The sequence below is a fragment of the Pleurocapsa sp. PCC 7319 genome (assembly GCF_000332195.1).
Lineage (GTDB): Bacteria > Cyanobacteriota > Cyanobacteriia > Cyanobacteriales > Xenococcaceae > Waterburya.
In genome coordinates this window covers 5,651,500-5,676,265 of the sequence record NZ_KB235922.1, presented here as the reverse complement: position 1 = coordinate 5,676,265, position 24,766 = coordinate 5,651,500, and the positions used below count along the sequence as shown (strand labels likewise).

The 24,766-nt window shown below is 38.5% G+C and carries 29 protein-coding genes; 12 read left to right on the top strand and 17 right to left on the bottom strand.

Going from position 1 to position 24,766, the window contains the following annotated elements; translation table 11 throughout:
- Positions 1-13: 13 nt before the first annotated feature.
- From rplB to rplC, 4 genes are read right to left on the bottom strand one after another with little or no spacing between them, the layout of a single operon-like run.
- Positions 14-841: a 50S ribosomal protein L2 gene (gene rplB, locus PLEUR7319_RS0129785; protein ID WP_019508891.1), complete on the bottom strand. Its 828-nt coding sequence runs from the start codon at positions 839-841 to the stop codon at positions 14-16.
- A 46-nt stretch (positions 842-887) separates the two neighbouring features.
- On the bottom strand, positions 888-1,193 hold the full coding sequence (locus PLEUR7319_RS0129780) for a 50S ribosomal protein L23 (RefSeq protein WP_019508890.1): 306 nt from the start codon (positions 1,191-1,193) through the stop codon (positions 888-890).
- Positions 1,183-1,818, bottom strand: coding sequence for a 50S ribosomal protein L4 (gene rplD / locus PLEUR7319_RS0129775; protein ID WP_019508889.1), 636 nt, complete (start codon positions 1,816-1,818; stop codon positions 1,183-1,185). The genes PLEUR7319_RS0129780 and rplD overlap by 11 nt, the downstream gene beginning before the upstream one ends.
- Before the next feature lie 60 nt (positions 1,819-1,878).
- Positions 1,879-2,517 (bottom strand): 50S ribosomal protein L3, encoded by a 639-nt coding sequence (rplC, locus tag PLEUR7319_RS0129770; RefSeq protein ID WP_019508888.1) that lies wholly within the window; start codon positions 2,515-2,517, stop codon positions 1,879-1,881.
- A gap of 712 nt (positions 2,518-3,229) precedes the next feature.
- On the opposite strand from rplC, the gene PLEUR7319_RS37175 reads away from it, so the two are divergent.
- Positions 3,230-3,547, top strand: a complete 318-nt coding sequence (locus PLEUR7319_RS37175) for a hypothetical protein (protein WP_019508886.1) — start codon at positions 3,230-3,232, stop codon at positions 3,545-3,547.
- A 499-nt stretch (positions 3,548-4,046) separates the two neighbouring features.
- Here PLEUR7319_RS37175 and PLEUR7319_RS0129755 read toward each other — a convergent pair whose 3' ends face one another.
- From PLEUR7319_RS0129755 to PLEUR7319_RS0129745, 3 genes are all read right to left on the bottom strand, one after another.
- A complete protein-coding gene (locus PLEUR7319_RS0129755) occupies positions 4,047-4,361 on the bottom strand; it encodes a Ycf66 family protein (RefSeq protein WP_019508884.1) in 315 nt (104 codons plus the stop codon).
- A 205-nt stretch (positions 4,362-4,566) separates the two neighbouring features.
- Positions 4,567-4,890 (bottom strand): Txe/YoeB family addiction module toxin, encoded by a 324-nt coding sequence (locus tag PLEUR7319_RS0129750; protein ID WP_019508883.1) that lies wholly within the window; start codon positions 4,888-4,890, stop codon positions 4,567-4,569.
- Entirely contained in the window at positions 4,856-5,170 is a 315-nt protein-coding gene (locus PLEUR7319_RS0129745; RefSeq protein WP_019508882.1) for a type II toxin-antitoxin system Phd/YefM family antitoxin, read from the bottom strand. Before PLEUR7319_RS0129745 ends, PLEUR7319_RS0129750 begins: the two co-directional genes overlap by 35 nt.
- A 289-nt stretch (positions 5,171-5,459) precedes the next feature.
- On the opposite strand from PLEUR7319_RS0129745, the gene PLEUR7319_RS0129740 reads away from it, so the two are divergent.
- The 3 genes from PLEUR7319_RS0129740 to glgA all read left to right on the top strand — a co-directional run bounded on the left by PLEUR7319_RS0129740 (position 5,460) and on the right by glgA (position 8,236).
- Positions 5,460-5,936, top strand: coding sequence for an NAD(P)H-quinone oxidoreductase subunit N (locus PLEUR7319_RS0129740; RefSeq protein WP_019508881.1), 477 nt, complete (start codon positions 5,460-5,462; stop codon positions 5,934-5,936).
- Between the two features lie 77 nt (positions 5,937-6,013).
- Entirely contained in the window at positions 6,014-6,601 is a 588-nt protein-coding gene (locus tag PLEUR7319_RS0129735) for a salt stress protein, Slr1339 family (RefSeq protein ID WP_019508880.1), read from the top strand.
- A 210-nt stretch (positions 6,602-6,811) separates the two neighbouring features.
- Positions 6,812-8,236, top strand: a complete 1,425-nt coding sequence (gene glgA, locus PLEUR7319_RS0129730) for a glycogen synthase GlgA (RefSeq protein ID WP_019508879.1) — start codon at positions 6,812-6,814, stop codon at positions 8,234-8,236.
- 33 nt (positions 8,237-8,269) lie between these two features.
- Here glgA and PLEUR7319_RS0129725 read toward each other — a convergent pair whose 3' ends face one another.
- Positions 8,270-8,662, bottom strand: a complete 393-nt coding sequence (locus PLEUR7319_RS0129725; protein WP_019508878.1) for a PleD family two-component system response regulator — start codon at positions 8,660-8,662, stop codon at positions 8,270-8,272.
- Positions 8,663-9,097: 435 nt separating this feature from the next.
- Between PLEUR7319_RS0129725 and PLEUR7319_RS0129720 the strand changes: the two genes are divergently transcribed.
- Complete coding sequence (locus PLEUR7319_RS0129720) at positions 9,098-9,508, top strand: hypothetical protein (protein WP_019508877.1); 411 nt, start codon at positions 9,098-9,100, stop codon at positions 9,506-9,508.
- Between the two features lie 41 nt (positions 9,509-9,549).
- On the opposite strand, the gene map is transcribed toward PLEUR7319_RS0129720, so the two are convergent.
- The 4 genes from map to PLEUR7319_RS0129700 all read right to left on the bottom strand — a co-directional run bounded on the left by map (position 9,550) and on the right by PLEUR7319_RS0129700 (position 13,035).
- On the bottom strand, positions 9,550-10,410 hold the full coding sequence (gene map, locus PLEUR7319_RS0129715; RefSeq protein WP_019508876.1) for a type I methionyl aminopeptidase: 861 nt from the start codon (positions 10,408-10,410) through the stop codon (positions 9,550-9,552).
- 121 nt (positions 10,411-10,531) lie between these two features.
- Positions 10,532-11,464, bottom strand: a complete 933-nt coding sequence (locus tag PLEUR7319_RS0129710; RefSeq protein WP_019508875.1) for a glycosyltransferase family 2 protein — start codon at positions 11,462-11,464, stop codon at positions 10,532-10,534.
- A gap of 36 nt (positions 11,465-11,500) precedes the next feature.
- Positions 11,501-12,322 (bottom strand): SirB1 family protein, encoded by an 822-nt coding sequence (locus PLEUR7319_RS0129705; RefSeq protein WP_019508874.1) that lies wholly within the window; start codon positions 12,320-12,322, stop codon positions 11,501-11,503.
- 92 nt (positions 12,323-12,414) lie between these two features.
- Positions 12,415-13,035, bottom strand: a complete 621-nt coding sequence (locus PLEUR7319_RS0129700) for a DNA-3-methyladenine glycosylase (RefSeq protein ID WP_019508873.1) — start codon at positions 13,033-13,035, stop codon at positions 12,415-12,417.
- A gap of 56 nt (positions 13,036-13,091) precedes the next feature.
- Between PLEUR7319_RS0129700 and PLEUR7319_RS0129695 the strand changes: the two genes are divergently transcribed.
- Both PLEUR7319_RS0129695 and PLEUR7319_RS0129690 read left to right on the top strand, forming a co-directional pair.
- A complete protein-coding gene (locus PLEUR7319_RS0129695; protein ID WP_019508872.1) occupies positions 13,092-14,783 on the top strand; it encodes a M3 family oligoendopeptidase in 1,692 nt (563 codons plus the stop codon).
- 73 nt (positions 14,784-14,856) lie between these two features.
- Positions 14,857-15,450, top strand: coding sequence for a GDSL-type esterase/lipase family protein (locus tag PLEUR7319_RS0129690; protein WP_019508871.1), 594 nt, complete (start codon positions 14,857-14,859; stop codon positions 15,448-15,450).
- A 186-nt stretch (positions 15,451-15,636) separates the two neighbouring features.
- On the opposite strand, the gene PLEUR7319_RS0129685 is transcribed toward PLEUR7319_RS0129690, so the two are convergent.
- Positions 15,637-16,944: an efflux RND transporter periplasmic adaptor subunit gene (locus PLEUR7319_RS0129685; RefSeq protein ID WP_019508870.1), complete on the bottom strand. Its 1,308-nt coding sequence runs from the start codon at positions 16,942-16,944 to the stop codon at positions 15,637-15,639.
- 535 nt (positions 16,945-17,479) lie between these two features.
- Here PLEUR7319_RS0129685 and dacB point away from each other — a divergent pair.
- The 4 genes from dacB (at position 17,480) to PLEUR7319_RS0129665 (ending at position 20,923) form a co-directional block, all read left to right on the top strand.
- On the top strand, positions 17,480-18,364 hold the full coding sequence (dacB, locus tag PLEUR7319_RS0129680; RefSeq protein WP_019508869.1) for a D-alanyl-D-alanine carboxypeptidase/D-alanyl-D-alanine-endopeptidase: 885 nt from the start codon (positions 17,480-17,482) through the stop codon (positions 18,362-18,364).
- Between the two features lie 130 nt (positions 18,365-18,494).
- Complete coding sequence (locus tag PLEUR7319_RS0129675; protein WP_019508868.1) at positions 18,495-18,845, top strand: hypothetical protein; 351 nt, start codon at positions 18,495-18,497, stop codon at positions 18,843-18,845.
- A 62-nt stretch (positions 18,846-18,907) separates the two neighbouring features.
- Positions 18,908-20,419: an AAA family ATPase gene (locus PLEUR7319_RS0129670; protein WP_019508867.1), complete on the top strand. Its 1,512-nt coding sequence runs from the start codon at positions 18,908-18,910 to the stop codon at positions 20,417-20,419.
- 153 nt (positions 20,420-20,572) lie between these two features.
- Positions 20,573-20,923: a DUF1257 domain-containing protein gene (locus PLEUR7319_RS0129665; protein WP_019508866.1), complete on the top strand. Its 351-nt coding sequence runs from the start codon at positions 20,573-20,575 to the stop codon at positions 20,921-20,923.
- A gap of 143 nt (positions 20,924-21,066) precedes the next feature.
- On the opposite strand, the gene tnpA is transcribed toward PLEUR7319_RS0129665, so the two are convergent.
- On the bottom strand, positions 21,067-21,465 hold the full coding sequence (gene tnpA / locus PLEUR7319_RS0129660; RefSeq protein WP_019508665.1) for an IS200/IS605 family transposase: 399 nt from the start codon (positions 21,463-21,465) through the stop codon (positions 21,067-21,069).
- 35 nt (positions 21,466-21,500) lie between these two features.
- Between tnpA and PLEUR7319_RS0129655 the strand changes: the two genes are divergently transcribed.
- A complete protein-coding gene (locus tag PLEUR7319_RS0129655) occupies positions 21,501-22,721 on the top strand; it encodes an RNA-guided endonuclease TnpB family protein (RefSeq protein WP_019508865.1) in 1,221 nt (406 codons plus the stop codon).
- A 105-nt stretch (positions 22,722-22,826) separates the two neighbouring features.
- Here the strand turns inward: PLEUR7319_RS0129655 and PLEUR7319_RS0129650 are convergent, their stop codons facing one another.
- From PLEUR7319_RS0129650 to PLEUR7319_RS0129640, 3 genes are all read right to left on the bottom strand, one after another.
- The gene (locus PLEUR7319_RS0129650) at positions 22,827-23,183 is read right to left on the bottom strand and encodes a phage holin family protein (RefSeq protein WP_019508864.1); all 357 of its coding nucleotides are present in this window, start codon (positions 23,181-23,183) and stop codon (positions 22,827-22,829) included.
- A gap of 317 nt (positions 23,184-23,500) precedes the next feature.
- Entirely contained in the window at positions 23,501-23,938 is a 438-nt protein-coding gene (locus PLEUR7319_RS0129645; protein ID WP_019508863.1) for a hypothetical protein, read from the bottom strand.
- A gap of 273 nt (positions 23,939-24,211) precedes the next feature.
- Positions 24,212-24,529 (bottom strand): hypothetical protein, encoded by a 318-nt coding sequence (locus PLEUR7319_RS0129640; RefSeq protein ID WP_026102867.1) that lies wholly within the window; start codon positions 24,527-24,529, stop codon positions 24,212-24,214.
- Positions 24,530-24,766 lie beyond the last annotated feature (237 nt).

Here is a 24,766-nt window from a genome sequence, read left to right as displayed (position 1 = left end):
AATCAACAATGAATTAACGACGACGACGGACAATCAGCTTATTACTGAGTTTGTTTTTCTTACGAGTTTTCTTACCCAAAGCTGGTTTACCCCAAGGAGTAACCGGACCACTTCTCCCAATAGGGGCACGTCCTTCACCACCACCATGAGGGTGATCGCAGGGATTCATCGCGCTCCCCCGAACTTCGGGTCTTCTACCCAGGTGACGCATTCTACCTGCTTTACCTAGTTTGAGGTTGCGGTACTCAACGTTACCTACTTGTCCAATAGTGGCGTAACATTCCTTGCGTACCATTCTGACTTCTTTGGAAGGAAGACCAATGGTTACGTAGTCGCCCTCTTTGGCCATCACTTTGGCAGCAGCACCAGCAGCACGAACAATTTGTCCACCTCTACCTGCTACTAATTCCACGTTGTGAATCGTCTCACCTAAAGGCATATTACTTAGAGGCAAGGCATTACCTACTTCAATAGGAGCGTCAGGACTGGCAATGATTGGTGTCCCCACTTTCATACCCACAGCGGCTAAAATGTAACGTTTTTCACCATCCTCGTACTGCACTAGAGCAATCCGAGCATTACGGTTAGGATCGTATTCAATCGCAATTACCTCTGCGGGAATATTGCGCTTGTCGCGGCGAAAATCGATAATGCGATAAAGACGTTTATGTCCACCACCACGGCGACGACTCGTAATTACCCCTCGATTGTTACGACCTTTCTTACGATGTTTATATTTGGTTAAAGATTTTTCTGGCTTCTTTTTAGTAATTTCAGAAAAATCGGGAACTACGGCTTGGCGAGTTCCTGGTGTATACGGTCTAAATGAACGAGTACCCATAATTTGCTGTTATCTAGCTTTTTCGAGTTCTAAAATTCGGTTACATCTATACATCGGGGAATAAGACGATTGAATCACCCTCTTTGAGAGTAACGATCGCCCTTTTATATTGAGCCTTATAGCCTATAAATCTTCCTACACGACGTTTTTTGCGAGGTAGTGTCAAGGTATTGATCTTGACCACTGTGACATCAAATAAGCTTTCAATCGCTGCTTTAATATCGGGCTTGGTAGCTTTGGGCAATACATCAAAAACGTATTTATTAAGCTCCATTTGGATTGTGCCTTTCTCGGTAATGATCGGCTTGAGGATTAAGTCTGCTAAATCTCTCGCTTGATATTTAGTCTTCACCGTAAACCTCCTGAATCTGTGATAAAGCGTCTTTGCTGACTACAATTTTGTTAGCATGAAGGACATCAGCCACGTTGAGATTAGTTGCTTTAATCAACTTGACTTTAGCTATGTTGCGAGTAGACAAATTGACGTTCTCAGAAACTTCTTTCAGAATCAATAAAACTTTCTCGTCAGCAGCTACACCCCATCGTTCTAAGGCAGCGATCACTTCTTTAGTCTTGGGTCGTTCTAGTTCAGCACCAAAGTTCTCAACCACAATCATATCTTCAACACGGGAACTAAAGGCTGTTCTCAACGCCAAACGCCTTTCCTTGCGATTCATCTTAGTGCTGTAGTCTCTAGGTTTGGGTCCAAAGATTACACCACCACCACGCCATAGAGGAGAACGAATAGAACCGGCACGAGCACGTCCAGTCCCTTTTTGTCTCCAGGGTTTACGTCCCCCCCCCCGAACTTCGGAGCGAGTTTTGGTAGATGCTGTTCCCTGACGGGAGTTATTTAACTGCCGAACTAATGCTCGGTGAACAATATGTTCGGCGTTTTCCTCTTTGGCCACTTTTAGTTCTAGGGTTGCCTCGCCAGCATTTTCCCCCTGCCAATTTTTGACTACACAATTAACCATAGTTATTTGTTGTTTGCTATCTATCTCTGCTGTTCTTAAATAACTGACAAGTTGCTATTACTATCCCACGATGTTGCTGGGAGAAATACTGAGCAAAGCTCCAGGTTTACCTGGGACTGCGCCTTTAATAAGTAGCAAATTCTGCTCGGCATCAACTTTGACAACTTTTAGTTTGCGAGTAGTTACCTGTTTTCCGCCGTAGCGCCCTGCCATTTTCTTACCAGGATAGACACGACCAGGAGTAGTACCTGCTCCCGTAGAACCAGGCGCACGGTGATTTTTAGAACCGTGACTCATCAAGCCTCGTTTGAAGTTATGTCTTTTTTGATAACCAGCAAAACCGCGACCCATTGTTTTGCCACTAATATCCACAGTAGTGTCGGTGTTGAAAATCTCAGAAATGTCTAGGGTCTTGCCTAGTTCATAACTTGCCGTATCTTCAATGCGATACTCTTTAAGATGACGTAATGGATTAGCACCTGCTTTGCTTAGATGACCAATTTCGGGCTTCGACAAAGCTTTCTCTTTGACTTCGCCATAGCCAATTTGAATCGAACTATAGCCGTCTGTTTCTTTAGTTTTGATCTGAGTTACGACACAAGGCCCAGCTTGAACCACAGTAACGGGAATAGCATTTCCTGTATCCTGGTCAAAAACTTGGGTCATGCCTAATTTTGTGCCAAGAATGCCGACAGACACGAGTTTTAGCCCCTCTATAATTGCAACACGATAAACCTTAGTCTTGTTTAACGACTTCCGGTTAGGTTATCAACCGCCGACCACTGCTAGTCAACAGGCGGTTTAATTTTGCCTGACAAAAAAATAATCACCTTGTCGGCATTTACCATCAGAAACATTTATGTCTAAACACAAACGAATTCCTGGTAAAACCGCTATAAACAAGATGCACAGCAGCAAATATATAATTTTATTTTCTAAGATTTACAGTCAGATTTAGTTTTAGTTTGAGCTTCTACTGTTTCCAACTTTGACAATTACCTGAACCCCCGAAGACTTAAAGTAAGAAATACTTCAGTATCTTAACGAGGAGGTAGCAAATCCTATAAATTTCTCACTAACCCCATAACGAGATTGTTTTCATTTGTGAATGAACACCTTGAAAACTCACTTATTTAGCCTCAGAATTATAAGTTAATAACTCTCTTCCTTGGCTAGGGGGATGATTTAGACTTTTATCTAGAATGTGAGATTTGCCAGTTTTAACCACAATCATTAATGATACATGAATCTATGTAGCTATGACAATATTTTTTTTCAGTTTGGGGATTTTGTTGTAGGGATGGAGGGAGTAGAGCGATCACGTTAAAAAGAGCAATATGCGACGATAATTATAATAATTTAGTCTGAGTAAATTTAGTCCGAGTCATAGATGGTGTAGGCAGAGCAAAGAATGACTAATTCCTGGTTGGCATCTATTGTCAATGCAGTAGTAAGAATTAAAAAATTAAATCAAAGAGATAAAAATTCTTACTATATCAAAGCTACTGATTGGGATGATTATTTAGAAGAGGCTTTAGAGTTAGCTAGCTTGGAAGCAGCAAAAGAAGCTTTTGGGGGGATTTACTCAGTAGAACAACTATCAGAAAAATTCAATTGCGATCGCGTTTTAACTATAGCTTGGCAAATGTTAGAACTGACTTATCAGAAAGACTCTAAGGATTTACCACGGGCAATTAGAGGATTCATTGATAAACCTAGTATTTTATAGCTGCCTGTTATGAATGTTGCGATCGCAGTTTGTAATTCTGACAAAGATATTTTTTTGAAGCGATGGAGAAAGGAAGGTGAATACTTTTATTTACAATGAACAGATAGTAAACAATGTATATATTTAAATCGATGTTATAAAGACTTTTAATCGAGGGTTGAGATAAGAGTATTAAAGTTGCAATGCCAACATCGAAACCATAGGGAATGATAAAACACTCTAAGCAGGCAACCACAACACTATACGTATAGTTGATATGTTTATCAATGTATCTAGCAGAGAACAATATAACAATTGAAATACTCAGAAGAATTGCCATCAACCATACTAATAAAATCCAAAACCAAAGACCAGAATCATCATCGAATGCAAATATAATTAAAATTGGATATGCAGCTTTGTATATAGAGTAGAAAAAATAAGGAACACCTATAAATCTCAGCCCATAATGAGCAAATTCTAATATTTTGAGAAAAAAATTTGGTGTAAATCTATTCATCTAACGTCGTAAGGAAACCGACGATCGCATAGCTTCTTTTACCAAACAAACTATGACAATCAAATGAAACAGTAATTGTTGAAATTGCAAAATAGGATCTAGTCTCCAGCCATTGAATATTAAAATTCCCCCTGACAATAATAAAGCAATTGGACAAAATAATAATTCCAATACTTTTAAAATTATGTACAAAGAAGAATTGGATTTTCTGACACTTTCTAAAACTTGAGTGATTATTAAAATAAAATAGCCAATTCCCCCTAAAACATCAAATAAGCCAACTACAGAAATAAAATTAAGTCCAAAATTTACCATGAATTAAAAAGTGAATTACAGTATAAAGTATAACAATTTTTCTATATGCAGATCAATTACTAGCTCCATTGTAGTTTGATATATTTTAAAAATTGTTTTACTTATTTAAAATGATGCCAAACTAAAAGCGATCGCTCTGTGAGAAATTTAGAAAGAAATACAATCTTGAAGATAATTCAAGTACAGTTGCGATCACTTTTTGTATTTACTCATAATGAAACCTACAAGCTAAAAAGTCTATTTGGCTTTTATTAACTCTATAAATAAATCTATGTTCGAGATCGATTCTTCTCGACCAAATATTTGCATCCATATATTTGAGCGGTTCAGGTTTACCAATTCTCTTAAAAGGATTTTGCATTACTGCCGTTACCATATCCAAAATCTTGGCAGCTTTCTTCGGATTTTGTTTGAACCACCAACCTAAATCTTCTTTAAATTGGGAACTAAAACCAGGAACGCGATGGATAATAACAGGCTGTAATGGCTCAGTTTTATGCTTGTTCGATTGTTTCTTCTTTTTCGCCATCTATTCCTAATTCTTGCTTTAATTCTTTCACTGTTTGAGGCTTGATTTTCCCTGACTGAGACTCTGCGATCGCATTTAAGAGACGATTACCATTTGCAGGAGAACGTAGAAGATATACAGTTTCTATCAAGCTAGTTAAATCTGATTCAGAAATTAAAGCTACATTTTCGCCATCACGTCGATTAATCATATATACTTGATGGTTTTCAGCCACTTGTTCTAGTAATTTAAAAAACCCATTTCTAGCATCAGTAGGATTAGTAATTTCGTAAGAGAACATAGACTCATGTACGTATTAATGTACATAACAGTTTAACAAATCTCAGAGCGATCGTATTACCTGGACTTTAAGAAAATCATAAAGTGATTAAGCTAATCCACATTTAACTTGCATATTTATTAATCAGGAAATAAACCTGACAATCCTCTCCCCATCCCCCTATCTCCCTATCAGCCTCAACCAATAAATTTGATGTTGACCAGCTTATAGGCTTCTTATTTGGGATCGTTTCAGAAGAAGTCTGCTTTAAAATATAATCTAGGGAAACTATCACACAGACATAGAGCCTATGCCACTAATTACCACTGGAAAATCATTTATTCGTGCTTTAGAAAAAAATGGTGCTTTAGGCTTGTATATGCCTCTAGAGGGAGGATCAGAAGGACGTTATCAAAGACGTTTACGAGCTTATGGTTATCAGACTATTAATATCACTGCTAGAGGATTAGGTGATTTAGCAGCTTATTTGACAAGAGTACACGGGGTACGTCCTCCCCACTTAGGCAAAAAGACTATCGGACGTGATGCCTGTGTTGGTGATATTTATTATGTACCACCTATTGCTACTTATGAATTAGATACTTTACCTGCCAAAGCTAAAGGATTAGCATTGTGGATTATTGAAGGACAAATACTATCTCGCCAAGAAGTTGAGTATTTGGTTGATTTAACTAAAAGCGAGCCCAAGATAAAAGTAGTTTTGGAACTAGGTGGCGATCGTTATGTGAATTGGAAACCTTTGGCAGATACTTTAGCTGCTGCATAATTCATAATATAAATAAAGCTCTGGACAGTACAGTATTCTGAATAGCAAATGGGGTGGTATCTGTGTCGGATAAAGATATGAATGATTTATTGGCTCAGCTAAAAGAGGAGTTCGAGCCGAAAAGACAGTTAGAAACTCATAACAAGAAGTCGTCTAGTCATAAATCGCCGCAACCACCCCAAAATCAGGCATCTAAGCAATCTATGGAGCAGATGCTAACTGAACTAAGAACGGAGCTAGAGTCTGGTAGAGAGCAAGCAAGTGATCTATCTAGTAAACCCCAAGTATCTCCCAAACCTAATCAGACCAGTGCTAGTAGTAATTTAAGCAAATATCGTAATCGCCTTAACGCTCTGATCGATCAAGACTATCAGATGCAAGAGCGAAAACGAGAAGCCAAGTTTGCTGAAATAAAACGTCAGGAAGAAGCACGCATCGCTGAACAAAAACGCCGTCAACAAGAGCTAATTGAAGCGCAACGACGAGAAGAATTAAGAGAGCGTAGACGGAAAGAGGCATTACGAGAAAAGGCTCAGCAATGGCTCAAGAATCTAAATCTGCGCTCAGAAGAAGGCAGATGGTTTGAAGAATTTTCTTATTCTTATGAGGATAAGCTACAAGCAGCGATCGACTATTTGGAAGCAATGCGAGAAAGTGGACTTTAAATTTAGTTCGTAGTTCGTAGTTCGTAGTTCGTAGTTGCTAAGGCTGTTTTCCATTTTCGAGATCAATTTTTGTCAGAAAAACTAGAGCAAAATTACTAGCTAAAATCAACCATACTTAATCATTTTCTGCAATCCCCTATCGCCTGCACCCCCTGCCCTACTATAATCACACAGAAAGCCAAAGTAGGTTTCAGCAACCACAGTAACTAAATGCGGATTTTATTTGTAGCAGCAGAAGTAGCTCCCATCGCCAAAGTAGGTGGTTTGGGAGATGTCGTCGGTGCATTACCCAAAATATTAAGAAAATTAGGTCACGATGTCCGTATTTTGATGCCTTACTATGGCGGTTTACAGGACAAAATAGATATTCCTGCTGATCCTATTTGGTGGGGTTATGCCATGTTTAACGACTTTGCTGTTTATGAAGCTTGCTTACCAGATAGCGATGTTCCACTTTATTTATTTGGTCATCCCGCCTTTGATCCCCAGAGAATTTATGGAGGAAAAGATGAACCATGGCGGTTTACTTTCTTTAGTAATGGTGCTGCGGAGTTTTGCTGGAATTACTGGAAGCCAGAAATAGTACACTGTCATGATTGGCACACGGGTATGCTTCCCGTATGGATGAACCAATCCCCTGATATTTCTAGTGTTTTTACTATCCATAATTTAGCCTATCAAGGACCTTGGCGATGGTATTTGGATCAGATTACTTGGTGCCCCTGGTATATGCAGGGACATAACGTTATGGCTGCTGCGGTACAATTTGCCGATCGCGTCAATACTGTTTCGCCTACTTATGCTAAACAAATTCAGACTATTGAATATGGGGAAAAGCTAGAAGGGTTGCTTTCTTTTATCAGTGGTAAAACCAGAGGAATTTTAAACGGAATTGATACTGATAGTTACGATCCTGCTATCGACAAAGCTCTAAAACAGAATTTTACTCAGAATACTCTAGAAAAGCGCTCGGTAAATAAAGCAGCACTGCAAAAAGAGTTAGGTTTAAGCGTAGATGAAAAGGTTTTTTTAATTGGGGTTGTCTCTCGATTAGTCGATCAGAAAGGAATAAACTTGCTATTGCAAATTCTAGATCGCTTTATGGCATACAGTAACTCTCAGTTAGTGGTTTTAGGAACTGGCGATCGCCAAATTGAAACTCAACTATGGCAGGTAGCAGGTCGCTTTTCTGGTAGGATGTCGGTACAGTTGCTCTACAATGATTCTCTGGCACGCAGAATCTACAGCGGTTGCGATGTGTTTGCCATGCCTTCTAAATTTGAACCCTGCGGTATCAGTCAAATGTTAGCAATGCGCTATGGTTGCATTCCCATAGTGAGACGTACTGGTGGTTTGGTAGATACAGTAAGCCATCACGAGCCGATGAATCAAGCTGGCACTGGCTATTGTTTTGATCGTTATGAACCCTTAGATTTGTTTACCTGTATGGTTAGAGCTTCAGAGGGTTTTTTATATAAAGATAAATGGCAAAAACTACAACAACGAGCAATGAGTCAAAACTTTAGCTGGTTAAAATCAGCTCTAGAATACATCAAAATGTACAAAGAAGTACTTGGTCAATCGACCGATTTAACCATCCAAGAACAGGAAAAGCTAGAATCTTTGAGATCCTAAATAATTTGTATATATTTTTTTGTGCGTTGGAATCTATGAAACCAATTTACAATGACTAGGCTGTTGAGATAACTGTTTCGCTTGGTGAATAAATTCATCTTGTGGAACTGATTTAGACAGGTAAGCATCGGCACCAATAATATCGCCTAAAATAAAATCTGCTGGAGTAGTTTTAGTCGAACAAATAATCACAGGGATGGAGCAAGTCTTTCTACTTTTTTTGAGCTGGAGACAAAACTCAAAGCCACTTTTACCACCCATAACTACATCTAAAATGATTAAATTGGGCTCATAACTTTCTAAGGCTTGCTGTGCTTCTTCTACACTAGAAACTTTTTTGATAGTCCCAAATCCTGCATTATATAAATACTCACTGAAAACTTCTCTCATCATCAAACTATCGTCAACTACTAAAGCTTTTTTCATTATCAAATTACCAAGTTCTAAAATTTTTCTTTTATAAGCTTATGGTTCCCAGCTTCTATCAAGAAAAATCAACGATTAATAATTAGACATATATAGACATATAACAATAACTTCTGTTTCTTATCTTCTGACTACTAGTCTGCCAATTTTGAAATGATGGATGCTAAAAAAGTTCGGAGTTCAGAGTACTCGCTACCCTAAAGGACTCGCTTCGCATCGCGCGAGAAGCTACCCTAAAGGACTCGCTGTCGCGTCGCGCAACGGAATTCGGAATTAGAAGTTATAGGTTATAGGTTATAGGTTAATTTGGAGTCACAAGATTTACCCCTCAATTCAAACCTGTTAGGGTACTACCGCTTTCTCCGTCAAAGGTCGAAAAACAGGTATAATCTGATATTGGGGTAAATTGTTCAGACTCAAATAGAAACAAAATCAATGTCACAGTTAGAAAGATTAATCTTGATGGCAGAAGACGAACTAACTCAATACAGTACAGATGCACGGAAAATTGAACGTCTGCGTCGTAAAATAGGGATTTCTGTGACTCCAACTGAACAAAAAGAAGTAAAAGAGGCACTTATTGCTGAAATGCCGACAGGATTCTTGGGTAAGCTAATCGAGGAACAGCGTCAGACCGTAGCTCTCCCTTTTTGGGGGATTGCTGGATTAGGATTGTTATTTGGTATTTCCCTTCGACAACCGGTAGATTTTTTAGCTCCAGCTATTGGTATTCCGATTGCTTTCAATATTCAAAAGTGGGGTTGGCAACTACAAGCGAAGCGTATTTTGCTGAAAACCCTGGAAGAAATTGAGGAAAGAAGCAAAAATCCAATTACAGATCAATAATATTACAGGGCTTCTATTTGTAGAAGCCATAGGTCGTATATCTAAGCTAAATTATGGCGATCGCTCAAAATTTCGTAGCCATCTTGAGTGACTAATACAGTATGTTCAAACTGAGCCGATAGATTATTATCAACAGTTACGACTGTCCAGCGATCGCGCAACACTCTAGTATGCTTAGAACCAGCGTTAAGAATAGGTTCAATAGCGAGAGTCATCCCGGCTTTCAGCTTAACATTGGGCATCCATTTGGTACGGAAGTTAAACACTGAAGGTGCTTCATGCAGATTTTTACCAACACCGTGTCCAGAGTAATCTTCTACCACACTATAACCGTGGGCTTTTACATAATCTTCGATCGCCCCGGCAATATCTAAGAGGTGATTATCAGCTTTGACTTGCTTGATACCTTCATACAATGAATCTTCTGCAACTTTGATTAAGTTAGCAGCATCTTGAGATACTTTCCCGATGGCAATAGTAATACAGGAGTCACCATGAAATCCATCACAATAAGCACCTGTATCCACTTTAAGAACATCTCCACGGCGAATTACTTTTTTAGGACTGGGAATACCGTGTACTACCTCGTTATTGATACTGGCGCAAATGGAAGCCGGAAAACCATAATATCCTTTAAAACTGGGAGTTGCTCCCATTTCACGAATGCGTTTCTCAGCATATTCGTCTAAGTCAGCGGTTGTCATACCAGGCTTTACCATTGCCTCAATCTCTTTTAAGACAGTGGCGACGATTTTGGCCGAACGTCGCATTTTCTCGATTTCTGGTTGAGATTTAATATGAATACCACGAGGATTACGCTTTAAGGCAGGAAGTCCAGTAGATTTAGAATCTGTTGAACTTGCTTTAGACTTAGGAAATAATAAATCGGTCAGAATATTCATCAAATATTTTTATCTTAAATATTTTTAAAAAAGTGTATTGAATGTAGAAAAAACCAAGAATTAAAAAAAGACTGAGAGCTGTTGGTTAAGCTCTATATCTATTAATTTTTTACCAAGTTACTTATTTATTCCGTTCGTTATAGGCGGCATAAACACTCTGGACATTATACCAGTTGAGAAAAATACGGGCTACTTGCTCGGCTAATTGAGGTTGATTACGGGTAATTAGCCACTGTAATAAAGGTTTGAGGGTACGCTCATTAAGCATTCCTCTCAGGGAAAATAGTCCCCAGAGAATACGGTGTAAAATGGTCATTTGAATCATCATTTTTACTTCCCAAGTTGGATGTTTCTGATAAAAAACAACACCCATTTTTCCTCTTTGAATTTCTTGCTCGATTAACTTGGGAATTTGTTCTAAATTAAAAGCAGGATGCCAATGATAACCGACTGCTTGAGGACATTTGATTAATTTTAAACCTAACTTTTTTAGGCGCACTCCTAACTCTAAATCTTCCCAGCCATAGAGTTGAAAGCCAGTATCAAATAACCCAGCTTGTTCTAACCACTTACGAGCGATCGCAACATTGCCTGTAGCAAAATAGGCTGCCGAAAAATCAGTAATTTTATAGGGTTCGGCAGTTGGCTCGACAAAGTTATTAGTATTAATTACTGCTCCATAGGTAAATAAGCGATCGCTTTTAAGGTTTTGCTCTCCTAGAACTAAAGCATCTGCGTGAGACTGAAGAAAGCTTTCCGTTACTACTAAATCACTATCAATAAAAATTATGGTGTCACCGACAGCATTCATTACTCCGAAATTCCTGGCGGCAGCGGCTCCCTGATGCTTTTGCTTTAATATTTTTACGTGAGACAGTTGAGCTGAATTTTCTGTTAACCAGGCTAGTGTCTGATCTTGTGAACCATCATCAACTACCAGTATTTCGTAACCACCAATTTTATGATCGGTAAATTTTTGGTTTTCTAAAGCAGCCAGACTCTTTTGGAGAATTGGTAAACGATTATAAGTAGGAATTACGACACTAATATACATTCAAATTAAGCATTCAATGCCTAAATTAATAAGTTGCTACACGCTATTTATTTGTTGTAATAATTTCTTGATTGTTGGCGCATCTTCACTATTGGGAGCAATTTTGAGAAAATATTCCAAATCTAGAACTGCTTCTTGCCAACGCTTTACTTGATAGTACAACAAACCGCGATCGCGTATTTCAGCGGCATTTCCCGGAAATAACTTTAAGATACCACTCATAGTAGCTAAAGCTTTATTTAACTCTTGGCGATGTAAATAAATAAATTTAAGATTATTCAGCATTCTCGCTAAGATCTGTTTATTACTTACAGGCGCCAAGAAACTGGGTTCTAGCTCGACTGGCTGTTGATAAATTTGATTTAACTTTTCCTGACAGTCTTGTTTAAACAAAATCTCTCCTCGATTGAAAGGATCGATAAAAATTTCGACATCTTCAAATTCTGGGCGAATCAAGAAGTGTCCAGGCATGCCAATTCCTACCATGGGAAAGTCAAGACGCTTGGCAACTGCTAAATAAATTACAGACAGAGTGATCGGAATTCCTAATTTTCGTTCAATTACCCGATTTAAAAAGCTATTATCAGCATCATAATAATCTTGATTATTACCCTTAAATTTTAGGCAATCATAAAGATGATAGTTAATGATTTGAATTACTTTAAGGGGATAAAGTTCGGCTGGCAGTTGTGGTCTAATTTCTGAGGCGATCGCCTTAAGAATAGCCAAATATTTGTCAATATCTAAATCAGGATATTCTGCCTGAGCATAACAAAGAGCAGCTTTCGCTAAATCTATTTGCTCATCTGGTTGGTCAATTTCTTGATAAAAATTATGCCACAGTAACTGATTATCCATTGGGCTGATTGTTGAGTTTTATGCCTACTTGGAGATTATTTTAATATTTTTAGGGCATTTATCTCTGATTTTTTCCAGAAAAAATTGAATCGTCAATTAGATTTGCGATTTAAATAATAGTGCCACAATATTTTGGTAGCAATGGCTCTATATGGTCGCCATTGTTCAGCTATAAATTCTAATTCAGATGGCGGAGGAAGAGTCAGTAAATTTTTAATTTCTTTAACAGCGATTTTGACTGCCAAATCTTTTGTGGGAAATATATCTTGACGCTGTAATGCCATCATCAAATACATATCTACAGTCCAATCACCGATACCTTTGATCCTGGTTAATTTTCTTCTGATACTTAAATTATCTAATCTGACAAAACTGTCTAAATCTAAAATATTTTTAGTAATAGCCTGAGCTAATTCGCGACCATATGTAATTTTTTGGCGACTAAAGCCAATGCCTTTAAGCACATCATCTTCCAAACATAAAAAGGTTTCTGGTGTTAATCGATCCACTGCATTATTGAGACGTTTAAAAGTAGCTTGAGCTGAAGCTAGAGAAACTTGCTGTTCTAAAATAATCTGAATCAAAGTAGCAAACCCAGGTTCTCTTTGCCATTGCGGGGGATAACCTAGGGTGTCGATAATTTGAGCTAAATCAGGATCGCGTTGAGTAAGTACTTGTATACCTGCGATTAAGGATGTTTTTGCTTGAGCCATTTTTAAACATCAAACTTCGTTAGAATTTTAGGTGAAATCACTTTTAGCTGTCGATTATGAGCCAAACTACCATTAATTTTAAGGATATTGAAGTAGAAACCCCCACAATCGAACAAGTGACGGCAGAGTATCAAAACATCAATACTAATTTAGACCAGGCAACAACTTTGGCAGCCAAACAAGAAGCTCTGCAACAGTGGGAGAATTTACGCCGTCGCTTGGATAGCTGGACTGCTCTTACTTCTCTACACTTTAGTCAGGACACTGCCAACGAAGCTTTCAAACAAGCTCAAGAATATAGTGACGAACTACAGCCCAAACTAACTGCGCTGGAAATAGCTCTGAAGCGAAGATTATTAGATAGCAAAGAGCAAGCTGAATTAGAGTCTATTTTGGGTAAACAGGCCTTCAGCCTATGGTCTGCTGATGTGACTACTTTTGAATCGGCGATCGAGGATGATCTAGTTCAAGAATCAAAATTAGTTAATCAATACGTGCAACTGCTAGCTTCAGCTAAAATTGAGTTTCAAGGTGAGACGGTTAACCTTTCGGGAATTCGCAAATACACTCAAGACAGCGATCGCCAAACTCGATATCAGGCAGAAAAGGCACGTTGGAATTTTTTTAGCCAACATCAATCACAGTTAGATAGTATTTACGATCAGTTAGTCAAGCTACGTCATGGGATGGCGCAAAAGCTAGGCTACGACAACTATATTGGTCTGGGCTACAAAAGGATGCAGCGCGTTGATTATAACGAAACAGATGTAGAAAGCTATCGGAATGAGGTAGTAGCGCAAGTTGTTCCCTTGGCACAAAAAATTATGGCTCAAAAAGCTGCCAAGCTGAACTTAGATCGAGTTATGTTTTGGGATGAATCTGTATTCGATCTCCAAGGAAATCCCAAACCTCAAGGGGATCATGACTGGATGCTTCAGCAAGCTCAACAAATGTTCGACGCGATGCACCCTGAATTAGGTAGTTTTTTCAAGATGATGGTGGGGGGCAACTTCCTCGATCTCAAAACTCGCCCTGGTAAGGCTGGCGGTGGTTTTTGTACTAGCTTTCCTACCGCAGGTGTTCCCTATATATTTGCTAATTTTAATAGTACTAAGGGCGATGTTGAGGTGTTTACCCATGAGATGGGTCATGCTTTTCAAGCTTGGCAAAGTCGCGATTTACCTTTGATTGACTACCTCTGGCCCACTTTGGAATCATGCGAAATCCACTCTATGAGTTTGGAATTTCTCACTTGGTCACAGATGGATAAGTTTTTTGCTGATGATGCGGATCGTTTTCGTGAAATTCATCTAGCAGAATCCCTCTTATTCTTGCCCTATGGCTGTGCGGTAGATCATTTTCAACATCTTGTTTATACTAACCCTCAAGCCACTCCCCAAGAAAGAAATCAAATGTGGCAACAGATGGAAGCCCGTTATCTTCCCTGGCGACAATATGGAGACTTAGCCTATCCTGCCCAAGGTGGTTTATGGCAAGAAAAACAACATATTTATTGTTCTCCTTTTTATTACATCGATTACACTTTAGCTTTATGTTGCGCGATGCAATTTTGGCTAAAATCAGAAGCGAACTTTGAAGATGCTTTAACAGAATATATCGCTCTTTGTCAGCGTGGAGGTCAAGCACCATTTCAAGAGTTGGTAAGTTCAGCTAATTTAGTTTCTCCCTTTAAACCAGGTTCCTTGGCAGATGTAGTTGAGAAAGCCCAAGATTTTTTGGGACTATAAGTTTACACGACACGCTAAATTGCTAAGTCGTGAGTTTAATCAATTAAGTATTGGATTTATCAAATCAATATTTATGCCTAAGCTGATTTGTCTGGGAGATAGCATTACAGCCAAAGAAAAAGATCCTAATGGAACCTTAAAACTTACTCCCAGGCTCAAGCAAGTTTTGCCAGGTTGGACTATTGTTAATGCTGGTATCGGAGGGGATAACACCAGAGGCGCACTGAGAAGATTACAAACAGACGTTTTAAATTGTTGTCCTGACCTCGTGACAGTCTTATTCGGCACTGCTGATGCTAGTGAAAATAAAGGTATTGATATCAGAGAATATGAACAAAACTTGATATCAATAGTCGAACAGATTACACCTCAAAGGACACTGCTGATTACCTCTCCACCAATCAATCAAGCTCTCTTGTCTGCACGCAAAAAAGCTTTTCCCTCAGCTAATTTTGTAACAATGGAAATTTTAGAACAATATGTTCAAGTTGCTGCTAAAGTGGCAGTCTTAACAGGGAGCCATTTTCTAGATCTTTGGTCTTTAATGCGATCGCAATCAAACTACTCAAGGTTTCTCAAAAGTAAAGATGGTGTGCATTTTAATCAGCAAGGTTATGAATTTTTGACACAAGTTTTATCACAGAAAATTCAATCAATCGTATATTGAATCAGCGAAGTGGAGAAAGTAACTCGGTTAATCTTTCCATTATCATGCACAGCTAATGGCTAACAGGTAAGTAGGTAGGCATAATAATTTATAAAACCCAGGTAGTTAATTTTTTCCCTATCACCCATCCCCTAACCCCTGCCAAAACCGTTTTATATTTAATTTCACCCACCTACTTAATAGCTTTCATTGCGAAATAATACTCAACCCTACTTCATCCCGATCTTGTAGGGGTTGGCTACTACGAATTACATATCTTTCTCCTGGTGAAATTCCAGCAGTGATTTCTACTTTGCCATTTGCACGATCGCCAGTGACCACTTTCCGCTTAGTAACTTTGCCTTGATTATTTTCTTTTGTTTGAGTAACAGCAAAAATATAGTTGGCTCCTTCCTCTGTCTTAAGAGCTGATTCCGGTACAATCACCTTTGACTTACTGTCAGACACAAAGTTAACTCTGGCTAGGAGTCCTCCTTTAATCTGACGCTCGGGATTATCAACGATAATTTCTACGGGAATTTGACGAGAAGAATTATTGGTTGTAGGTGCAATTCGGCTAACTTGTCCTGTAAACTGGCGATCGCCATAGGCATCTAATTTGACTCCTACCCTTTGCCCCACCACAACCTGCCCCAAATCTAATTCTGAAAGCGGTACGACAATTTTAATCTGACTAAAATCACCAATGGTTACAACTTCTTCTCCAGCCTGAATCAGACTGCCAGGTTCACTAGCTCTTGCCGTAACTATGCCACTAATGGGCGCAACTATTTGAGAATAAGTCTGACGTTGTTGAGATTCAGCGATCGCCGATTGTTGGGTGGCAATTCTTCCTTGGACTACTGCTACCGCTTTTTCTTCAGTTTTGACGGCTTCCTGGGCAGTTAACACTACCTTTTCGGCGACTCGGGCTGCAGTTTGAAAAGATTCAGCTTGCTGTTGCGCAATTAATCCCGTTGCCGCCAGCCTTTGATATCTTTGGGCATCACTTTTAGCTTGTTCTAGCTGAATTTCCGCTTCTTCTAGACTAATTTGCGCGTTTTTTACCTGGATCTTTGCTTGTGCCAATTCTGATTCTAAGGTGGCTAATTCTCCTTCTCTTCCAGCAACGTCGGCTGCTAAGAGGAGATCGTCAAGTTGACCAATTAGTTCTCCTTTGGCTACTCTATCACCAACTTCTGTTGATAGTTCTAATAGTATTCCTTCAGTTTGCGATCGCCAAGATACCTCTTGTTGAGGTTGAGTTGTGCCAGTATATTTGCGTTCAGAGCTAATAAAACCTAAGCCAGCAACTTCGACATCAACATTGATCTTATTTTGCTCTAAAGATACATTGGTTAAATTTGATTTTGTTGGTTGAGATGTTTGAGATTTATTCTGTGACTCAAAGCTACAACCGATCAAGCTCATAGCACCTAAAACTAACCATATAAACTTTAAATTGCTTTTAACGAAAGGTTTTTCCCAGTTGTTTGCTTGCGAGGGAGCTGGCATCAAATTAATTTTAAGTCTTAATTTCTAGATCAATATCTATACTAAATCCAATTACCAAAGTATACTTTTTGAATATTTTTATTCATAATAAAGTTTCCAGCTCAACAATTAGATACTATCTTCTTAATTTACTAGTACTTTTGTACAATGCGACTTAACTCATTGGTGCAACCAAAAATAAAATTATGTCGCAATAATCTTCGATACATTAAATTATCTTGACGATGCCAGTCTTAATAGATTAAAACCTTGATGGAAAGTTTTGAAGCTTTAACCTTCAGTCCACTCCTTAACGGAAAATCTGCTTGTAGAGTAAGACAATAGAGATTTTGGAACTTAATCACTAAGGATCATCAACGTAAATTTTCTTTATGGGAGCTGTATCTACGTTGAAAAAACATTAAGTAAAATTTTCTGTTTGGTACTTTTTATTAGAGAGTAACTCGTAACAACAAGCAAAATTTAAAGTCTGCCAAAGGTTTGATGCTGGATTGAACCATAGTTTTTCAGTTTAACAATTTTTTACGGCTAGTTTATGAAATTTAGTTGCTGTTCGCCCAGAAGTATTCCTTTTACTATTAGTTGTGTAACTCTGATTCATTTATTTTCTCTCACTCCTGTTACCGCTGACACAGCTGCCCACCTAGACAACAATTTAGATGCTATTGAAATTCCTGTTCCTTTACCTGAAAATAATTCTCCTGGTATTTGCTCGAATTACATAGAACCAGTTATCGATCAAATCGTTGAACATCCCAGTCTCGAGAAGGTAAAGTGGGCAATTTTGGTTCAATCTCTCAGCGGAAGTAATATTTATAGTCGTAATCCTGACTCTTATATGGTTCCTGCTTCTAATATGAAGTTGTTAGTCACTGCTGCTGCTTTACAAAAGCTCAATCCAGATGGGCAAATTCGTTCTACATCGATTCGCGATTGGATTACAGTTACTAATCTTAAAAGTGACAATGATTATGCCAATGTTTTGCTGCGATACGTCGGCGGCTCTCAATCAGTTCAACAGGCTTTAACTAATTTGGGAATTGATTCTAACGGTTATCGATTAAAAGATGGCTCAGGTTTGTCCCGTAATAACTTGGCAACTCCTAGAACTTTAACTTCTACTCTTAGAGCTATGTTTGATGCTCGGGGAAATGATGTTTTCTTGGCTTCTCTTCCCATCGCTGGTATCAGTGGTACTCTCAGAAATCGTCTCCGCCACACTACTGCGGAAGGAACAGTAAGAGCCAAGACGGGTACCCTTAGAGGCGTCAAGGCTTTATCTGGTTATATCGATCACCCAGAATATGGGGTTTTTGTTTTTAGCATCATTACCAATCAACCCACTAATCAGTCAAATTATGCCGTAGTTGAAGCAATAGACGAAATAGTTCTGCGTTTGAGTACTATTACTAAGTGTTAAGTGTAATTCAAAACGGCAGAATATTGAGAAATATTACAATATTGACGTCATAGCGTCTTACTGTCTTGACAGAAAAAAATAAAATAAGTACATTGACCTGTATACCCGGGTGATTAATCAACTTAGTGATATGCAAAGTAAGCAGAAAGTAACTTTATATATACCTCCAGAACTGCATAGGAAATTAAAAATAAAAGCGGCTGTAGATCTTGAGTCAATGTCTGCTCTTGTCGAAAAAGCGATCGCCTTTTATATGCAGTATCCAGAAAAGGTAGAGGAAATTGAGGCAACTACCCAGGGTAAAACGCACCAAGTGCATTTATGTCCAGAATGTGATGCGGCGTTAGTGGTGAGAGAAGGAGAGATAGTCTCTCTAAACAGTCAAGCAGGAATGATAGCTGAAGAGATACCTCTGAAAGTAGCGAGCGAAACAGGTGGCTCGGATGGATTTAACGAAGAAGAGCTTGTTTCCTGTCTGTAAAGTTTTCGAGATGCAGTAAAAAGCTTAACCATAAATATTAAGGATTCAGCAAGGTCGATATCATGAAAGAAGAGCTAAATATTCTCGTACAAGCTCAATACCCGTTAATTTATCTAATTACTCCAGAGGAGGAGCGGGCAGAGCAAGCTATCTCTAATATTGTTAAAGATAATGCTGAATACAAGCGAATTTTTGTGTGGACTGTAACACGAGGAATGGTTGAATATGGTCAACCTCGTCAAGCAACCCAACACAATACTGTTTCCCCCGAGGCAGCAATTGAATGGACTATTAGGCAGAAAGATTCAGGAATATATATATTCAAAGATTTGCACCCTTTTATTGATGGTCCTGTAATTACTAGGTGGTTAAGGGATGGCATAGCATCTTTCAAGGGTACTAATAAAGTAATTATATTAATGTCACCTGTTCAAAACTTACCCATTGAGTTAGAAAAGGAAGCCGTAGTCCTAGACTATCCTTTACCAAATTTGACTGAACTGAATCAGGTTCTTTCAGAAAGACTGTTGAAAAGTAATAGTAGTCGTCTCAGTACAGAAACTAGAGAAAAGCTGCTGAAAGCTGCATTGGGTTTAACCAAAGATGAAGCCGAAAAAGTCTATCGTAAAGCTCAGGTGAAAGCAGGTCGTCTGACCGAAGAAGAAGTAGAAATTGTTCTTTCAGAGAAAAAACAATTAATTCGTCGCAATGGTATTTTGGAGTATATCGAAGAAGACGAGACTATAGACTCAGTAGGCGGTTTGGAGGAGCTTAAGCGATGGTTGAGACAGCGTTCCAATGCATTTACAGAAAGAGCTAGAGAATATGGACTCCCTCAGCCCAAAGGAATGTTAATTTTAGGAATTCCTGGTTGTGGTAAGTCTTTGATCGCCAAAACAACATCTCGTCTCTGGGGTTTACCTTTACTGCGCCTCGATATGGGTAGAGTTTATGACGGTTCAACAGTGGGTCGTTCAGAAGCGAATTTACGAAATGCTTTAAAAACAGCAGAATCTATTTCTCCCGTAATTCTTTTCATTGATGAACTAGATAAGGCTTTTGCCGGTGGGGGTGGCTCTGGAGATTCTGATGGTGGAACTTCTGGTCGCATATTTGGTTCATTTTTAACCTGGATGCAAGAGAAGAAATCTCCCGTATTTGTAATGGCTACAGCTAACCGTGTTGAAAGATTGCCAGGAGAGTTCTTACGTAAAGGAAGATTTGATGAAATCTTTTTCGTGGATTTACCTAGTTCAGCAGAAAGGGGAGATATTTTTAGAATTCACCTTGGAAAAAGACGCTCGGAGATCAATCGTTTTGATTTAGAGCAGTTAATCAAAGTGTCAGAAGGTTTTTCAGGTGCAGAGATTGAGCAAGCAATTATCGCTGCAATGTATGATGCTTTTGCTCAGGATAGGGAGTTTACGCAGCTAGATATTATTGCTGCTATTAAATCAACCTTACCTCTGTCACGAACTATGACTGAACAGGTAACAGCCTTGAGAGATTGGGCTGGGCAAAGAGCCAGACCTGCGTCAGCTTCCGTTGCTGAATATCAGCGACTGGAATTTTAACAGGCTTTCTTCTGCGAGTTAAAGTAATTCGCAGAAGCAGAGGCTAGCAATTGTAAAGCTAGCAGTTTATTAAATAGTCCGTCTCTCAAAAGAGCTTAGGCGGTTATTGATTTTAAAGTTGTTGTTTACTTCTCTTCTACTGGAGGAAATCATATGTCTCACTTTAGCACTCTACGCACCAAAATTAGCGATTCTGAAATTTTAACTAATTCTCTTCGCGATCTTGGTATTAATGTTCAAACTAATGCAGATGTTCGTGGTTATAACGGTCAGAGAATCCGTGCTGATATCGTTGCTACCTTGGAAGGCGAATATGATTTAGGCTGGTCCGAAAATAGCGATGGTACTTTTGATTTGATTGCCGATCTTTGGGGTGTAGCTAAAAAACACAACCAAACCGAGTTGATCAACTCTATTAACCAAAAATATGCTGTTAATAAAACTTTGTCTGAAGTCAAGCAGCGTGGTTTGCAGAATGCCAACGTTAAATTAGTTCTTCAGTAATAGCAAGAATTTGATTTTAAGTTGAAGCGCGTTCCCAAGCATGGGGGTTGACCAAAAGTAAGATGTCAACCCTTTTTTGTTGTTTTGCTTATTTATTTTGACCGAAGGTAATGGGATACAAGCCTCGTGCTTCTAGCACGACTTTATATGGCTGGACGGTTTTGCTCTTTAATATACTTGATTAATACTTCTATGGGTGCGCCACCTACAGAAACCGCAAAATAACTAGGACTCCATAATGCTTTCCCATTTTTAGGCTTTTTGAAACCAGCTTGCCCAAATCTACGACTAGATACCCCTTTAAGAGAGTTAACCATTTTAGATACAGATAACTTGGGAGGATATTCAACCAAAACATGAAGATGGTCTGTCTCTCCATTAATTTCGAGTATCTGTATATTCATCTTTTTAGCTACTTCATAAAATACTTTTTCAATTAATTCAATCTGCGGTGCAGAAAACACTTGAGCGCGATATTTGGTTACGCAGACTAAGTGTACTTTTAAATCTGTAACGCTATTTCTCTCTCTTCTAAACTTCATAATCTTATGTACAGACCAATGTTATCATACTGTACATGAAAGCTAGATACCAGTACAGAATTTATCCCAGACCGACTCAGATTGAGCCATTAGCCAAAGCTTTTGGTTGCGCTCGTGTAGTTTGGAATGATGCGTTATGGGTCTACAAGAAAGCTTTCAGAGAAGGTTTGCCAAGACCAAAGGATGTAGACAAACAGGTTATTACTCAGGCTAAAAAAACTGAAGAAAGAAGTTGGTTGGCTGAAGTCTCTAACATTGTTCTCCAACAGTCATATAGAGATTTATGCACTGCCTGGAATAATTATTTTTCTAGTTTAAAAGGAAAAAGAAAAGGTAAACCAGTAGGAAAACCTAAGCTCAAGAAAAAACAATCTAGACAATCAATTAGATTCAGAATTGGTGGCTTTAGTGTACATTCTCAATCGGTTAAACTTGCCAAAATTGGTCATATACCAATAGTTTTTTCTCGACCACTACCAAGCGAACCATCAAGTGTGACTATCATCAAAGATTGTTCTGGCAGATATTTTGCTTCTTTTGTAGTTGAAGTTGAGCAACCTGTTTCACCTGTTACGGAGCAATCTGTTGGGATTGATTTAGGTTTAACCTATTTTGCTATTTTAAGTTCAGGCGAAAAGGTTGAAAATCCTCGTCTACACAAGAAAATGCTCCGGAAAATCCAAAAAGCTAATCGAAGATTATCCAAAGCTACCAAAGGCTTAAGCCGCATGGAAGAATCTGAGCGGAGAAAAAGACGCAAGCATAGGCTAGCTAAACTTCATGCTAAGGTAAAAGACCAAAGAACAGATTTTATTCACAAGTTAACTACTCGCCTAGTACGCGAAAATCAAGCTCTGGCAGTAGAAGACTTGAATGTGGCAGGAATGGTTAAAAACCGTAAGTTGTCACGAGCAATTAGTGATGCAGGTTGGAGTAAATTTAAAACTACACTTGCTGCTAAATGCGACAAGTACGGTAGGCATTTAACTATCGTAGACAGATGGTTTCCATCATCTCAAAAATGCTCATGCTGCGGAGAGTCAGAAGGAAAAAAAGAGCTAGATGTTAGGGAGTGGGAATGCTTGTTTTGCAATACTATTCACGACCGAGATATCAACGCAGCAGAAAATTTAAATCGATGGGCGGGTGGGCAATCCGACCAATATATCAACGGACGTGGGAGCAAATGTCAGACTACAGTAGTAGCAGTTTGTGTTGAACCGTCTACCACCCCTAAACAGTTAACTTTGTTTTAGGGAATCTCCGTTCTTTAGCGTCAGCGCAGGACGGAGAGGATGTCAAAATCTAATGTTTCCGCTAAAGCTCAAAACGTTGGATTCTTAAGAGATTAAGAATTCTTCTCAATTGAGTGATTCCGAAGTAGGAAAAAACTGATAAATCAAACTAGAAACTAATGTCAATACAATTGAGCCAAATAAAGCCGGAAAAAAGCCAGCTACCGCTAATCCTGGGGTTAGATAGCCTACTAAGCCCAAAGCGATCGCATTTACTACTAGGAGAAACAAACCCAAAGTTAAAATTGTCAGTGGTAAAGTAAACAAAATCAAAATTGGTTTGATAATCGCATTAACTAAGCCTAAAACTGCTGCCCCCACTAATGCAGATGAAAAGCTTACTATAGTGAAGCCAGGCACTACAAAAGCAGTAATAATTAAAGAAACAGCTGTCGCTAACCATGTCAGCAAAAATTGCAACATCTTTGTTACCTAAATCAGTAGTTTATCTGATAATTTAACCACTTAAATATTAGTCGATTTCTGTTAGCCTTTTCTATTAGTGAAAGTTCTCTATTTTTGGTAACTTTAGTACGGGAAATAACATTGACATCTATAGCGTTTCTCAAATAAGTGAGGTACATATATAAACTTAGTCAAAAACCTTAAAACCTCTATTCCCTGTTCCCTATTCCCTATTCCCTATTCCCTGACTTCAACAAGGTGTATCTCATTAATACGAGAAACGCTATATACTAGATTGTCCTGTAAATCAGAAGGTGGCTAGATATTTTTATCAATTATTTAATATATTTAGCCAAGGCTAATTCCAAAGTTGCTATTAGTTGATCGATATTACCATCAGTAGCAGCAAAGCAATCGGGTGGAGTAATTTCGGGTTGAAAGTTAATTAGTTTGACTTGTCCTTTAGCAATGACAATAATTACTATTTCCGTTGCTCGATCAGAACCATCAACAATTCCGAGAATTTCCTGTAGCTGCCCTCTAGTATTATGATTTAACTTGTCCAAACTTTCCTGAGAACAGGCTACAAAGTGAGGAGTTGGTTCAAGATCAATACCCAATACATCGTTTACATCACCACTGTCTTGCCATTCCTGTTGCAATCCCCAGGCTAAAGCTGCAAGTTGATGTTCGTAATCATCAACAAAATGATCTAATTGCGATCGCCATTGCTGCTCTGCTATTTCTGGTCGATTATTACCCAAATTAAACATAGTTTAGCTGTTAAATATCCTGATATCTTTGGCTACAGCTAACAATTATCCCACCGACAGATTTAGATTTAGGGCTTTTGAAAACTGCATCATCATTTATCGTCTTCTGAGTCCAAACTAAAGTCAAATGATATTAAAGTCAAATAATAGAGTTATCTACAGTATTCATTGTATCCGAGCATCCGACCTGGAAAAGAAGTATTGAGTTAAAAACTTGGTTCCAACCTCCAACCCTGGTAATAACCAAAAAAACTATACTCAATTCTAGCAAAGCTAAATTTCGCACTCCATTAAAGCACAAATAATAGCATCAAACCCAAATGCAAAAATTAGAGGCATTGGTGATAGACAAAGATAACTGGAAATTAAAGCAAACACACTGACAACCCCCGCAGAGAGCAACCACTTTTGCTCACAGCGACTCAGACCTTTTTCACTCTTGATTACCCTCATCACTTTTTGTGGGATTGGCTCTGGCATGACGCAATTAGGCGGAAAAGCCCAGTAATGATCGTAGCGTTCTTGAAATAAATCTGTCCAACCATTATGATCACACCATTCTTGAATCCATTCGTCATGAAAATGTTGCATTGTAATACGAGAGTATTCAGTATAGTAAAAAAAATTATGAGATAGATATAACTTTAAAAATAAGTTCAATATTTACTGTTTAAATAGACTAGCAAAAGCCTTATTTTTTTTAAATACTTATCTTCTATTACTTAACAAAGCTTAAATTACGTTCGCTTTAATACTCATATAAACCGAGCACAATTACTTATTTCCTCATATTATCTTAAGAATATATCAATATAACTTAATGATTAA

Excerpts from the sequence above, each read along its gene's own strand:
- PLEUR7319_RS0129705 (WP_019508874.1), bottom strand. The coding sequence starts at position 12,322 with ATGGATAATCAGTTACTGTGGCATAATTTTTATCAAGAAATTGACCAA.
- PLEUR7319_RS0129725 (WP_019508878.1), bottom strand. The coding sequence starts at position 8,662 with ATGAAAAAAGCTTTAGTAGTTGACGATAGTTTGATGATGAGAGAAGTT.
- PLEUR7319_RS0129700 (WP_019508873.1), bottom strand. The coding sequence starts at position 13,035 with ATGGCTCAAGCAAAAACATCCTTAATCGCAGGTATACAAGTACTTACT.
- PLEUR7319_RS0129710 (WP_019508875.1), bottom strand. The coding sequence starts at position 11,464 with ATGTATATTAGTGTCGTAATTCCTACTTATAATCGTTTACCAATTCTC.
- PLEUR7319_RS0129735 (WP_019508880.1), top strand. The coding sequence starts at position 6,014 with ATGAATGATTTATTGGCTCAGCTAAAAGAGGAGTTCGAGCCGAAAAGA.
- map (WP_019508876.1), bottom strand. The coding sequence starts at position 10,410 with ATGAATATTCTGACCGATTTATTATTTCCTAAGTCTAAAGCAAGTTCA.
- PLEUR7319_RS37175 (WP_019508886.1), top strand. The coding sequence starts at position 3,230 with ATGACTAATTCCTGGTTGGCATCTATTGTCAATGCAGTAGTAAGAATT.
- tnpA (WP_019508665.1), bottom strand. The coding sequence starts at position 21,465 with ATGAAGTTTAGAAGAGAGAGAAATAGCGTTACAGATTTAAAAGTACAC.
- PLEUR7319_RS0129690 (WP_019508871.1), top strand. The coding sequence starts at position 14,857 with ATGCCTAAGCTGATTTGTCTGGGAGATAGCATTACAGCCAAAGAAAAA.
- PLEUR7319_RS0129755 (WP_019508884.1), bottom strand. The coding sequence starts at position 4,361 with ATGGTAAATTTTGGACTTAATTTTATTTCTGTAGTTGGCTTATTTGAT.
- PLEUR7319_RS0129640 (WP_026102867.1), bottom strand. The coding sequence starts at position 24,529 with ATGCAACATTTTCATGACGAATGGATTCAAGAATGGTGTGATCATAAT.
- PLEUR7319_RS0129740 (WP_019508881.1), top strand. The coding sequence starts at position 5,460 with ATGCCACTAATTACCACTGGAAAATCATTTATTCGTGCTTTAGAAAAA.
- PLEUR7319_RS0129685 (WP_019508870.1), bottom strand. The coding sequence starts at position 16,944 with ATGCCAGCTCCCTCGCAAGCAAACAACTGGGAAAAACCTTTCGTTAAA.
- PLEUR7319_RS0129655 (WP_019508865.1), top strand. The coding sequence starts at position 21,501 with ATGAAAGCTAGATACCAGTACAGAATTTATCCCAGACCGACTCAGATT.
- PLEUR7319_RS0129670 (WP_019508867.1), top strand. The coding sequence starts at position 18,908 with ATGAAAGAAGAGCTAAATATTCTCGTACAAGCTCAATACCCGTTAATT.
- glgA (WP_019508879.1), top strand. The coding sequence starts at position 6,812 with ATGCGGATTTTATTTGTAGCAGCAGAAGTAGCTCCCATCGCCAAAGTA.
- PLEUR7319_RS0129750 (WP_019508883.1), bottom strand. The coding sequence starts at position 4,890 with ATGGCGAAAAAGAAGAAACAATCGAACAAGCATAAAACTGAGCCATTA.
- PLEUR7319_RS0129665 (WP_019508866.1), top strand. The coding sequence starts at position 20,573 with ATGTCTCACTTTAGCACTCTACGCACCAAAATTAGCGATTCTGAAATT.
- PLEUR7319_RS0129720 (WP_019508877.1), top strand. The coding sequence starts at position 9,098 with ATGTCACAGTTAGAAAGATTAATCTTGATGGCAGAAGACGAACTAACT.
- PLEUR7319_RS0129745 (WP_019508882.1), bottom strand. The coding sequence starts at position 5,170 with ATGTTCTCTTACGAAATTACTAATCCTACTGATGCTAGAAATGGGTTT.
- PLEUR7319_RS0129695 (WP_019508872.1), top strand. The coding sequence starts at position 13,092 with ATGAGCCAAACTACCATTAATTTTAAGGATATTGAAGTAGAAACCCCC.
- rplD (WP_019508889.1), bottom strand. The coding sequence starts at position 1,818 with ATGGTTAATTGTGTAGTCAAAAATTGGCAGGGGGAAAATGCTGGCGAG.
- PLEUR7319_RS0129650 (WP_019508864.1), bottom strand. The coding sequence starts at position 23,183 with ATGTTGCAATTTTTGCTGACATGGTTAGCGACAGCTGTTTCTTTAATT.
- dacB (WP_019508869.1), top strand. The coding sequence starts at position 17,480 with ATGAAATTTAGTTGCTGTTCGCCCAGAAGTATTCCTTTTACTATTAGT.
- rplB (WP_019508891.1), bottom strand. The coding sequence starts at position 841 with ATGGGTACTCGTTCATTTAGACCGTATACACCAGGAACTCGCCAAGCC.
- PLEUR7319_RS0129645 (WP_019508863.1), bottom strand. The coding sequence starts at position 23,938 with ATGTTTAATTTGGGTAATAATCGACCAGAAATAGCAGAGCAGCAATGG.
- PLEUR7319_RS0129675 (WP_019508868.1), top strand. The coding sequence starts at position 18,495 with ATGCAAAGTAAGCAGAAAGTAACTTTATATATACCTCCAGAACTGCAT.